This is a genomic window from Nocardioides alkalitolerans DSM 16699, assembly GCF_000426525.1.
GTDB classification, from domain to species: Bacteria; Actinomycetota; Actinomycetes; order Propionibacteriales; family Nocardioidaceae; genus Nocardioides; species Nocardioides alkalitolerans.
Map to the genome: position 1 here is coordinate 115234 of NZ_AUFN01000012.1, position 11032 is coordinate 126265.

Here is an 11032-nt window from a genome sequence, read left to right on the forward strand (position 1 = left end):
GGCCCGGTTGCCGGTCGACGCGCGGGCGCGCGTCGAGGTCAGAGGGAGGCGATCGCCTCGAGGGAGCGGAGCCGGTCGAGGGCCCGCTCGGTGGGGTAGGTCTCGGGGGTGTCGCCGCTGTTCTTCTGCTCGGTCTTCTCGAGCAGCTCGGACAGTGCGTCGCGGGCGTCGGTCACGAGGGTGCGGTTCGAGGCCGACAGCACCCGTCCCTCGCGGAGCTCGATGAGCGCACGCTCGACGGCGTCCGGCATGGCGAGGCCCTCGAGCGCACGCCGTACGACGCCGCTCTCCTCGGCCTGCTCGGGCGAGCCCGGGGGCGTGCCGGCGCCGTCGATGTGGCGGGCCGCCGCGCTGCGAAGCTCGCTGCTCGTCTGGGGGTACGCCGGGAACGTGACCGCCGAGACGTCGCCGCCGTCGAGGTCGAACTCGTGCACGCGGTGCAGGTTGCCGGCCCACTCGTCGCTCGTGATCCAGAACCCGAACGACATCTGCGTGAGGTCGCCCCGCTCGATGAGCACGGCGAGGTCCCGGGCGTAGGAGACGTTCGCCATCTCCGACTCCGCGATGCCGCCCTCGTCGTCCTCGGTCAGCGTGAGCGTCCCCGACACCGTGCGGGCCAGCAGCAGGTTCGCGTCGTGGTTCGTGAGGAACCGGACGTCGGGGTCCCGCGCCAGGGTGCGCGTCGCGGCGCCCGGGGTGATGACCTCGTTCCACCCGCCGAGGTCGGCCGACAGTGCGCCGTAGACCCACGGGCGGCCGCGGAAGGTGAGCGTCCCCGTCCGGTCGTCGGCTCGGATGATCTGCGCTCCGGCGGCGGGAAAGACCCGACGCTCAAAGGTCCTGGTCACGGTGCCTCCTGGGTGTACTCGACACGGCACTGGCACCCGGCGGTCTCGTTGATGTTGCGCGAGTCGCCGGGCCACTTCATGCCGTTGCTGAACTTGTCGGTGATGGCGACGGTCTCGCCGTCCATCCGGGCGTGCGTGGACCTCGAGTTGCTCGAGGTCGTGCGCCACGTCTTCGAGCGGGCGCCGGCCTGGGTGGCGCCCTCGTGGTCGGCGAAGTTGCCGAGCTGGTTGACGATGCCGGTCGCGACCTCGCCGGCCCGGCTCGTGGTGGCGTCGTCGAAGACCCGGCCGACGCGGGCCGCCGGGGTCTCGTCGCCGTCGGAGGCGAGCGCGCGGGCGAGGGCGTCGGCCGTGGTGATGTTGATGTTCGTCGCGTGCCGTGCCGCCTCGCCGGCGAGGAAGGCCAGCGCCAGCGACGGGTCGTACGCGCCGCCCAGCTGGAGCGCGAGAGCTCCGGCCAGCTCGGAGGTGAGCCCGAGGGACGGGGCGACGAGCCGCGTCGTGAGCTCGGCGTCCCACGCCTCCCGATCGAGCGTGGCCGCGCCGGTCCCGATGCTGGCGAGGATCTCGGCGCGCTGCTCCTCGAAGACCTCGACGAGGAGGTCGCGGTGTCGCACGACCCACGGCGTGACCGTGTCGGCCGGCGCGACGTCGGCCGCTCGGGTGGCGCGGCCCTGGCGGGCCCGTGCGTTCGGTGCGGAGGCGTCACCGGCCGGCACCATGTTGAGCGGCTGCAGGTAGACGTCGCCGCCCTCGACGGGCTCCTCGTCCTCGAGGCTGCGAATGTCGTTCGTCGACAGCCAGCCCCACTGCTTGCCGACGGCGTATGCGTCGTAGCGCGCCTTCATGTCGCCCTGCTGCAGGCCCTCGACGTTCCACCGGAACCGGCGGTTCGGCTCGACGAGCAGGCGCCGCGTGACGCGCTCGAGTCGGCTCGTGTACTGGCGCAGCGAGTAGGTGACGAACCCGATGCCCTGCTCGGCGATCCCGGATCCCCAACTGGTCGACTTCTCGGTGTCGCCAATCATGTGGGGCGGGACGCCGTAGATCGACGCGATGTCGCCGCGCGTGAACTTCTGCGTCTCGATGAACGCCGCGTCGGCCGGGCTGAGGGTCGTGGACTTCCACTCGGCGCCGCCCTCGAGCACGGCCAGCCGGTGGCTGTTGCCGAAGCCCTCGTGCATGTCGCGCCACTGCTGCGTGAGCCGCTCGAAGGCGGGCTCGCTGAGCTCGCCGGGGACGACGATGCTCCCGCCGGGCGAGGCGTCGCGGGCGTAGAAACCGCCCATGTAGGACTGCGCCGCCCACCCGATCCCGACCGACTGGCGGATGAGCCCGATAGGCGAGAGGCCGAGGACGTCGTCGAGCCCGAAGGCCCGGTAGTGCAGCATGTTCTCGCGGCGCACGAGGCCGCCGGGCTCCCGGATCGGGGCGTACTCGTCGGCGTCGAGGGTGACCTTGTAGACGAGCTCGCCGACGGCGGTGCGCTTCGGCTCGATGCTGGTCGGCTTGATCGGCCAGAGGTGCTGCACGCCGCCGGCGCCGTTGCGCTCGATGTAGACGAATCCGTTCCCGCGCAGCATCATCCAGCCGATGACGAGGCGCCAGAGCTCGGCGGCGTCGATGTTCGGGTTCGGCTCGTCGCGCACCAGCGTCAGCACCGGGTGCTCGGCGATCTGCTGGCGCGACGACGCGATCCGGTCGAACATGCTCACGGGCAGGCCCGAGCCGGCCTCGCTCATCAGCCGCACGCACGAGTAGACGGCGCCCACCTGCAGCGACAGCTCGGGGGTGATGCTCACGCCGGCCGTCGTGGCGGTGCCGACGTTCATCGGCATGCGCCGCGAGCTGCGCACCTCGCGGCCGAGGAGTCGGCGGACGACGGTCATGCGTTCGCCACCAGCACGAGAAGGGCGCCGGCGGCCAGCGCACCGAACGCGACCGCGAGCAGCACGCCGTCGAGGGCGCCACCGAGGGCGATCGCGCCGACGATCAGCAGCATCGCGCCGAGGCCCTCGACGCGCTCCGCGGTCTTCTGGGTGTCACGGTCCGGGGTGGTCACACTCGGCCTCCGATCACTCTCACGCGCGGCTGTGGCGCGGGCTTGGGCTTGGGCTTGCCGAGCAGCCACACGGCGCCGGTCTGTGCGATGAGGGGCGCGGCGTCGACCGGCGACCTGGTGCGGTCCCAGAACCACGAGTCGCCCGACCGCTTCGTGGTGGTCGCGCCGGCCGCCTCGTTCAGGGCGGGGTGCTTCCCGGTGTGGTGGAACGTCGGGGGTACGGCGGCGGTGCGGTTGCCGTCCTCGTCCTCGGACTCCTCGGTCCCAGCGACCCGGTCGTACATCTGGCCGCATCCGCCCGCGAGGTCGGAGCCGCCCCACTCGACGACGTTGATGCCGGCCGCCCGCATGTCCTCGATGAGCCCGGACACCGGCGCGCCCTTCGCCTGCACCGCGACGGGCGCCGCCTTCACAGCCGCCGACCGCTTCGGGTCGGTGAACCACGGGATGATCCAGTCGACGCCGGCCCGCTGCGCGATGAGCTCACCGTGCACGTCGCCGTCCTCGCGCCACCCGGCCATCGCGACGTACGACGTCGTGCGGTCCCACGACACGTCTAGCCCGAGGGTGATCTCGGACGCCGGGTTGCGCCGCGACTCCTCGTCGCGGCACGTCTCCCACGCGTTCGGGGGGAACGGCCCGTCGAGGGTGCCCTCGGGCCACTGGCACAGGACCTCGGTGCGGAAGACCCACTCGGGGTCCGACAGCGCGGACTTGATGGTGCGTTCGGTCAAGCCGGTGTAGCCCATCGACGGGTTCGCCTCGGCCCATCCGTCGCGGTCCCGCTTCGCGCGGCCCGGGGCCGCCGACCACTCGAAGATCGCGAGGGTGTCGTCGACGTCGTCCTCGTCGTCGTCGTCCCACTCGTCGTACGGCTCGTCGTCGTCCTCGTCGTCGAGGTCCTCGGTCGGCTCGGGGCCGGCCTCCGCGGCGGCCACGATGCCGTCCGGGTCGTCGAGCATCCGGTGCGCCTCGAGGCGCAGGTGGCGCAGCACGACCGACGAGGAGTCGCCCGCGTTCGACAGCGCGAGGATGAGTGCCTGGGCGACGGCGATGATCGTCTTCGAGATTGCCGACCATGCTTCCCACGACTGGTGCTCGCGGAGCTCGTCGAGGAGCACGAGGTTCGCGGTCAGCGACCGGCCGGCTCGGCGGTTCGCGGCCTTGACCTTCCAGCGCTCGCCGGTCGTGAGCCGCATCGACTTCTTGCCGTTGGTCTGGTTGACCTTCCCGACCATGCGGTACAGCTCGGGGCGCACGGGCTGCTCGGTCTCGTCGTCGACCTCGGTCACCATGTCGATGGCGCCCTGCCAGATCTCCTCCGCTACGTCGAGGTCCTGCGCTGTGCCGATCACGAGGGCGACGTTGTAGACGTACATGAACCAGAGCGCGAGGACCTGCGACAGCGTGCTCTTGCCGTTCTGTCGGCCGACCAGCACGAGGACCGTGCGGAATCGGAGCGTGTTGTCGGGGAGCAGCTCGAGCATGTGGATGAGCAACCACTGCTGCCACGGCAGGAGCACGAGGCCGAGGTACTCGCGGGCGAACTCGATGACCGAGAACCCGAGGCTCGTGTCGGGGGTGAGCTCCCGGAGCGGGGGCGTGAAGATCCGGGGCTCGGTGTTCCCGAACCGCGGTGGCCGCGGCGGTCGGCTACCCGGCCGCCGGCCGCGGGATGGACGAGAGACGGCCGAGGCCGGTGCCGCCGTTGCTGCTCCCACGACCCACGCTCCCTCGCTTCGTCGGCTCGCCCTCGTCGTCGACGTCCGGCTTCGTCTGCAGGGCCCCGGATCCCGGGAGGCGGCCGGCGTCGTCGCGGGCCTTCGGCGTGGCGAGCAGCTCGCGCAGCACGTTCAGCAGGTGCGGCATGAGGTACAGCGCCTTCGTCTTCTCGAGCGGGGTGCCCGTCTCCATGACGTCGTCGATCTGCTGCGCGATGGTCCGGCCCGCGGCCACGACCGCGGCGTCGACCCGGCCGACCTCGCCGGCCGCCAGCACCGCGACGTCGTACGCCACGACGAGCGGGACGTCGAGCGGGAGCGGGCTGTTCACGACCGGCCGTCTCGTGCGCGTGATGGGGTGGTCGGCGCCTCGGGGGGAGACGATTCACCTCCCCGGCGGTGGTCCGCCCTCAGATCGGTCGGAGTTTCGCCCCGCCCCTCCCCGTTCGCGAGCTGCTCGAGGTAGACCGCGACCATGCTCGACGGACACGGGGCGTGGTCGGGTCCGCGGTTGGCGCGAGCGACGGCCGCGGCGTCCTCGAGGCCCTGGCGGTAGGCCTCGTCCTCGAGGGCGCGCTGTGCGATCGCGGCGTACGTCGTCATGGTCACCAGTCCTCGGTCGTGGGTCCGAGCTCGGGTGTGGCGGGCTCGTGGGTCTTCCACCAGTCGCGTACGGCGGCGATCTCGCGGGCGATGTGCTGGGTGCTCTGGCCTCGGGTGGTGAGGCGGTCGATGCAGGTCGCGGCGTCGACGTCGAGCACGGTGGTCTCGGTGGCGCGGATGCGGGCGGCGGCCTGGTCGCGTGCGGCGCGGGTTGCGCCGGCGCGGATGACGACGGCGCGGGCGTGGGGCTGGTCGGCGAGGGCTGCGGTGTCGCGGTTGAACGCGCGGCGGTTGCCGAGGTACGGGGGTCGGTCGATGTCGTAGACGTCGAGGCCGTGGTCGCGGGCGAGCTGGTCGGCGTGGGTGGACTTGCCGGCGCCGGGTGGGCCGCAGACGAGGACGACGCGGCGGGCCATGCTCACCACTCCTCGGTGGTCTCGCCGAGCGTCGAGGTGGCGCCCTTCATGCCGGCGCTGAGGTTGCACCCGAGGTGCGCGGCGGCGAGGTTGGCGGGGTCCTCGGCGAGGTGTGGGTGCGTCTCGAGGGGGTGCGGGTAGTGGTCGACGCTCTTGGAGAGCGAGTCGACCTTGCCGGTGAGGGGGTCGCGGTAGGGCCGGGTGTAGTCGATGGCTTGGCGACACCGGCAGCAGGTGGAGCGGCGGGCGTAGACCTCGGCCTTGAGCCGGTTCCATGGTCGGCCGCGGCGTCCGCTGTTCGCTCCCACGCGGCACCCCCTGGGATGCAGCGAGGCCCGCCGGCGGGGGAGCTGGCGGGCCTCGTGCTGGGCATCTCACCCGGGTCCGGATAGACCTCCGGTACCGGGATCAACGCAATCGGAAGAGTACACGGTCGTCGTCAGGCGGTCCGCGAAACGCCGGTGATGGGGCTGCGGTGGTCGTTGCGGGCGAGGAGGTCGCGGACGTCGCGGACGCGGTAGAGCGACCGTTGGCGGCCGGCGATGAGGGTCGAGCCGACGGCGGTGAGCTCGCCGCGGCTCGTCCATCGGCGGATGCGGGAGGCGAGGCGAGCGGTCTGGCCGTCGCGGTCTTCGATGGCGGTGACGATGCGGGCGATCTGCTCGACGGTGGCGGCCTCGTCCTCGGCCACGTCGAGGAGGACTTCGCGGCGGTAGGCGACGGGCCATTGGGTGCCGCATCCGGGGCAGGTGACGATGCGGGAGTCGCGCTCGGGGGCCCAGAGCTTCTGCTCGCAGCGGATGGCGGGGATGACGGTTTGCTCGGGGTGGCAGCCGTCGTCGCCGGTGTCGCACGCGAACCGTGGCCCGTGGTGGCAGCGGCACCCGCAGGTGGTGATGTTGTGCGGCTTCTCGGGCTCGATGTTGAGGCCGCATGTGCCGAGGGGCCAGCGGTCGCCGGGGCGGTCGATGACGGCGCGGAGGGTGCGTTCGAGGCGGAGCATGTCGTCGAGGAGGCGGGGTGCGTGGTCGTGGCGGGCGATGTGGTCGACGAGGCGGCGGATGTGGGCGGCGTGGTGGGCGACGCTGTGGCGGGTGGGTGCGGCGCGGCGTGCGGCTTCGAGGGCGTCGGCGGCGCTCTGGTGCTCCTGGTCGGGGATGGGCGGCCAGGTCGTGAGGAGCGTCTTCGACCAGCGGTTGAGGGTGGTGCGGACGTCGAGGTCGACGCGGTCGCCCTTGCCGGCGGTGAGGGGCGCGGTCGGGTCGTCCTCGGGCCGGGAGGGGGTGAAGCGGACGTCGAGGGGTAGCGGGTGGGTGTCGCTGCGGGGTCCGCCGCCTCCGCCGAAGCGGGTGCGGCGGGTGCGGACGGTGGACTGCAGGTCGGCGTGGTGGGCGACGACGTTCGCGAGGGCGGTGGTGAGGGTGCGGGTGCAGGTGGTGCAGAGCGTGTAGCCGCGGGCGGTGGTGCGGGCCTCGCAGCTGGCGCAGACGGTGGGGGTGGCGATCGTGCTCATCGGGAGTCTCCGGCTCGTCGTGCGGCGGCGATCGCTGCTCGGGCTTCGCGCGCGGCCTGGGTAGAGGTTGTAGAGGTGGCTGGGGTAGTGGGTAAGGGAAAGGGAGTGGTCCGATCTGACGGACCGCTCGTCGGACCGCTAGTCGGACCACTACGGGCGTTGTGGTCCGCGAGATCGGACCGCACGTCTGTGGTCTGCTGGATCGGACCGCTACGGGAGTTATCCACAGGCAGGTCGGGCGTGTCGTGGTCTGCGAGATCGGACCACTCATCGGGGGCGTAGTGGTCCGATCCGACGGACCGCAACGGGCGGACGTCGTCGGGCGTCGCGACCGTGTGCGAGGGCCCGTGCTCGGTCATCAGGCGGTACTTCGTGCGCTGCCGACCGTGGCCCTTCTTGACCTCGAGCAGCGCCGGGCGGACCCCCTCGACGGGCTGCGAGAGCCGTCCGATGCGAGCGAGCAGCGTGCCCTTCGAGGAGTCGCCGGTCCACGCCCACAGCTGCGCCGTGGAGGGGCTGGCGGTGAAGGGTGCGCGCTGCGCGAACGTGTCGAGGGCGAGCACGAGGAGCAGGTGCCGGTCGGCCGAGGTGAGCCAGGGCGAGGGCAGCGCCGTGACCCACGAGACGGCGGGCCGGGGGCCGTCCGCGACGAGGGGCGAGGCGAGGTCCTGGACGCTCACGACGGGTCTCCTTCTCCGAGCACGGACTGCTCGGCTGGTGGGCCGTCGAGGGGGTTGCCGTCCATGTCGGTGCCGGCGCGGCGGGCGTACGACCAGCGCTCGCCGGCGCACTGTCGGCGGGTGTGAAACCGGGGGGCTGGGCGGCCAGGGAAGTCGGCGTGGTCGCCCCTGAAACGGACGCTGTCTTGGCGCTGGGTGATGACCTCCCCGCACGCGTAGCAGATGCCGGTGCCCATCCGCGCGAGTCGCTTCTCGAACAGCGCAGCCTCTTGGCGGGCGACCTGCTGGGCGACCTGCTGGCGGCACGGGGCGGGGTCGTTGCAGCACGAGCACAGCCACACCCGGCCGTCGGTGTAGACCCGCCAGATGTAGGCCGTCCGGCGAGCGGAGTAGCGCCGCGCGACCTCCCGCCGGCTGTTCTCGTGCTCCGATGGGGGCCCGTGGAGGCGGCGGAGGGTGCACCGGGTGTCGTAGCCGGCGTCGTCCGGCTCGGCCATGGGCGCGATGTGGGTGACCTCCCACGCGCCCCACCAGCGGGCGAGCACCATCCCGACTTCGAGGTCGCGGACGCGGGTGGTGGCTTCGAGGGGCGGCTGCCACTCCGTCTCGTCGCGGCGGAGTGAGTAGTTCACGGTGTGCGTCCTTCCTGGGGTGGTGTGTCGACGGCGGCCCTGGCGGCGCGGTAGGCCTGCGGTGTCGAGCGGCGCTTCCCGGAGGCCTTCGCGCGCTGGTCGACGAGCGTCTCGCCGCCCGGGGTGAACCCGACGTCGGGCAGCCCGTGAGCGGCCCGCAGACCGGCGATCGTGAGCTTCGGGTCCGGGACGACGTCGGGGCGGCCAGCGAACGCCGCGGGCGTGTGCTGGGGGCATCGCCAGCCGGGGAGGTAGCGGTGGGTCGTGGGGGTGCCGCAGTAGCCCGCTGCGGGCGCCCACGCGCTGCACGGCTCGGTCACGACGGCAGCCCGTCGAGGAGCCCGGGCTGCCCGAGGCGGGTTCGGAGGCTGAGATCGAGGTAGTCGGCGCTGAGGTCGATGCCGACGTACCGGAGCCCGCGACGTGTGGCGACCATCCCCGTGGTGCCGGAGCCGCTGAACGGGTCGAGCACGACGCCGCCGGGCTTGCATCCGGCGGCGATGCAGCGGTCGGCGAGAGCGGGGGTCATGACGGCGAAGTGGGCTCCCGGGAACGGTGTCGTCGGCAAGTTCCACACGTCGCCGGGGTTGCGTCCTGCGCCGTGCACGGACTGCTTCGGGTCGAGGGTGTTGGGCGCGCCGATACCCTCCTGCGAGCGGTCGGCAGTGAGGCGCCGGCGCGCGGCACGCGCGACCGAGACGGGCGCGCGCTCGCGGATCGCGTCGAGGTCCACGCTCATGGGGTCACCTCGGCGGCGATCTGCGCGAGGACGTCGAGGGGCGGCGTCCAGAGGCCGAGCATCCCGCGGCACGGCACTGGCTCGGCGAGCGGTCGGGGGTCCTCGAGCACCAGGTGCACGACGTCGCGCCGGGTCCGGCCGCCGTGCTCGTCGTACGACGTCTCGGCCCACGGCGAGTCACAGCACGCGGGCTGCTGGGGCGCCGACGACGTCGGGTCCGGCGCGTGGGAGACGTGCACGTCGACGAGCTCGACGACGCCGATGATCGCGCCGTACGCGAGGTCGGCGAGCGCGTACTCCGCGACCTTCTCGGGCTGGGTGGCGTCGAGGAGGTCGGGGACGGCCATGCATCCGCGCTCGCTGAGCCGGGCGCCGGCGTGGATCGCGAGGGGGCCGCGGTAGGACCACGCCTGCGTGCGGTTCTCGACGTCCTTCCCGCCGTGCACGATCGACCACGCCCACGGCTGTTGGACGGTGAGCGCCCTCATCGGATCAGCCCGAGGTCGCGGACGCCGTCCAGGATGCTGTCGAGCTGGTTGGCGCAGTACTTGCGCAGGTTCTTCGCCGGGTAGCAGTAGACGCTCTCGATGCTGGCGCGCTCCGCGACCTCCATGGCCGCCTGCGCGAGCGCTCCCGCCTTGATGAGGTCCCGCACGACGTTGGTCGGCTTGAACTCCTCGACTCGCCACGGCCACGACACGTGACCGATCTCGGCGTACGTGGCTCCGGCAGCCCAGAGGGTCTGCCAGCCGTGCTCGTCGTCGTGCTCGTCGTCGTGCTCGGGCGTGTAGCCCTCGGCCTCGATCTGGCGCTGACGCTCGGCGGCGATGAGATCGGCGCCGGTCGGCTGGTTCTCGGTGGTGTTCATGGGGTGGTGACCTCCTCGAGGTCGGGCAGGGGGACGTCGGCGCTGGGCACGACGAGGGGGGTGACGCGGACGACGACGCCGGGCCGCGGGAGCACGTCGCCCTCGCGGTCGCCGAGCGCGACGTACCGCTTCGAGCCGAAGCAGTCGACGACCTGGGCGTCGTTGTGGAGGGCGTGGCCGGCCTGGTAGGCGTCCATGAGGGCCCGGAGGTACTTGTCGGTGTCGCCGGTGTTGGCGCCGGTGGGGAACGCGTGCACGTGCCGGTCCTTGACGACGCCGGCGTTCCGGCCGGTGCCGAAGTGGTAGTCCGGTCGAGCGAGGGACAGCGTCACCATGAGGTGGATCGGCTGCCCCTCGCTCGCGCGCTGGTCGGCGGGCCACTTCCGCATGACCGCGGCGACGACCTTGTCGACGTACGGCTTCGTGGTGGCGTGGTCGTCGACGAGCGCGTGCTTGGCCTTGCCGCGCGCCCCGATGCACTTCATCGACCCCTTGGTCGCGGGAGCGCCCCAGATCGTGAGGGCCAGGGAGCGCGTGAGCATCAGTCCTCGCCGTCCCCGGAGCCGTCGTCGCCGAGGTCGAGGGCCTCGGGCTGCACGAACGGGTCGAGGTGCTGCATGACGTTGGCGATCGGCTCGGGCTCGGTGCCGTCGAGGGTGGGCTCGTCCCCGGTCGCAACACGCCGGTTGTAGTCGAGGGTTCGGGCGACGTTGCGGAGCCGCTCGTCGAGGCCGGTCTCGTCGTCGAGCGGCACCGGGTTGATCTGGTTGATGATGAGGTCGATCGACCGCTTGCCCTCAAGGTCGGGGCCGTGGGGCTTCTTGATCTGCAGCTCGACGATCGCCATGACGCGACCGCCGACGCGGTGAATCATCCGCGCCGCCATGTCCTCGTCGATCCCGGTCGTCTCGCATCCCTTGCGGAGGATCTGCGCGGTGGTGTCAGGCATG

16 protein-coding genes are annotated in these 11032 nt (G+C 72.3%); all 16 read right to left on the reverse strand.

The window, feature by feature from the left end; genetic code table 11:
- Positions 1–38: 38 nt before the first annotated feature.
- The 16 genes from K329_RS30250 to K329_RS0110375 all read right to left on the reverse strand — a co-directional run bounded on the left by K329_RS30250 (position 39) and on the right by K329_RS0110375 (position 11031).
- On the reverse strand, positions 39–848 hold the full coding sequence (locus K329_RS30250) for an HK97 family phage prohead protease (RefSeq protein ID WP_084541185.1): 810 nt from the start codon (positions 846–848) through the stop codon (positions 39–41).
- The gene (locus tag K329_RS0110300) at positions 845–2737 is read right to left on the reverse strand and encodes a phage portal protein (RefSeq protein ID WP_028472974.1); all 1893 of its coding nucleotides are present in this window, start codon (positions 2735–2737) and stop codon (positions 845–847) included. Before K329_RS0110300 ends, K329_RS30250 begins: the two co-directional genes overlap by 4 nt.
- Positions 2734–2910, reverse strand: coding sequence for a hypothetical protein (locus K329_RS30810; RefSeq protein ID WP_157571671.1), 177 nt, complete (start codon positions 2908–2910; stop codon positions 2734–2736). The genes K329_RS0110300 and K329_RS30810 overlap by 4 nt, the downstream gene beginning before the upstream one ends.
- Positions 2907–4631, reverse strand: a complete 1725-nt coding sequence (locus K329_RS26045; protein ID WP_052336701.1) for a hypothetical protein — start codon at positions 4629–4631, stop codon at positions 2907–2909. Before K329_RS26045 ends, K329_RS30810 begins: the two co-directional genes overlap by 4 nt.
- The gene (locus K329_RS0110315) at positions 4564–4962 is read right to left on the reverse strand and encodes a terminase small subunit (RefSeq protein WP_028472975.1); all 399 of its coding nucleotides are present in this window, start codon (positions 4960–4962) and stop codon (positions 4564–4566) included. The genes K329_RS26045 and K329_RS0110315 overlap by 68 nt, the downstream gene beginning before the upstream one ends.
- Before the next feature lie 274 nt (positions 4963–5236).
- On the reverse strand, positions 5237–5650 hold the full coding sequence (locus tag K329_RS31240; protein ID WP_043642989.1) for an AAA family ATPase: 414 nt from the start codon (positions 5648–5650) through the stop codon (positions 5237–5239).
- A 2-nt stretch (positions 5651–5652) separates the two neighbouring features.
- Positions 5653–5958, reverse strand: coding sequence for a hypothetical protein (locus K329_RS31245; RefSeq protein ID WP_043642992.1), 306 nt, complete (start codon positions 5956–5958; stop codon positions 5653–5655).
- Between the two features lie 131 nt (positions 5959–6089).
- Positions 6090–7163, reverse strand: coding sequence for a hypothetical protein (locus tag K329_RS30820; RefSeq protein WP_028472978.1), 1074 nt, complete (start codon positions 7161–7163; stop codon positions 6090–6092).
- On the reverse strand, positions 7160–7843 hold the full coding sequence (locus K329_RS0110340) for a hypothetical protein (protein WP_028472979.1): 684 nt from the start codon (positions 7841–7843) through the stop codon (positions 7160–7162). Before K329_RS0110340 ends, K329_RS30820 begins: the two co-directional genes overlap by 4 nt.
- Entirely contained in the window at positions 7840–8475 is a 636-nt protein-coding gene (locus K329_RS0110345; protein WP_028472980.1) for a hypothetical protein, read from the reverse strand. Before K329_RS0110345 ends, K329_RS0110340 begins: the two co-directional genes overlap by 4 nt.
- Positions 8472–8795 (reverse strand): hypothetical protein, encoded by a 324-nt coding sequence (locus tag K329_RS0110350; RefSeq protein ID WP_028472981.1) that lies wholly within the window; start codon positions 8793–8795, stop codon positions 8472–8474. The genes K329_RS0110345 and K329_RS0110350 overlap by 4 nt, the downstream gene beginning before the upstream one ends.
- Positions 8792–9214, reverse strand: a complete 423-nt coding sequence (locus K329_RS26055; protein WP_084541188.1) for a DNA methyltransferase — start codon at positions 9212–9214, stop codon at positions 8792–8794. The genes K329_RS0110350 and K329_RS26055 overlap by 4 nt, the downstream gene beginning before the upstream one ends.
- The gene (locus tag K329_RS0110360) at positions 9211–9702 is read right to left on the reverse strand and encodes an ASCH domain-containing protein (RefSeq protein WP_028472982.1); all 492 of its coding nucleotides are present in this window, start codon (positions 9700–9702) and stop codon (positions 9211–9213) included. The genes K329_RS26055 and K329_RS0110360 overlap by 4 nt, the downstream gene beginning before the upstream one ends.
- Complete coding sequence (locus K329_RS29505) at positions 9699–10082, reverse strand: hypothetical protein (protein ID WP_052336705.1); 384 nt, start codon at positions 10080–10082, stop codon at positions 9699–9701. The genes K329_RS0110360 and K329_RS29505 overlap by 4 nt, the downstream gene beginning before the upstream one ends.
- Complete coding sequence (locus K329_RS26065; protein WP_043642995.1) at positions 10079–10624, reverse strand: RusA family crossover junction endodeoxyribonuclease; 546 nt, start codon at positions 10622–10624, stop codon at positions 10079–10081. The genes K329_RS29505 and K329_RS26065 overlap by 4 nt, the downstream gene beginning before the upstream one ends.
- The gene (locus K329_RS0110375; protein ID WP_028472983.1) at positions 10624–11031 is read right to left on the reverse strand and encodes a hypothetical protein; all 408 of its coding nucleotides are present in this window, start codon (positions 11029–11031) and stop codon (positions 10624–10626) included. The genes K329_RS26065 and K329_RS0110375 overlap by 1 nt, the downstream gene beginning before the upstream one ends.
- Position 11032: the final 1 nt, after the last annotated feature.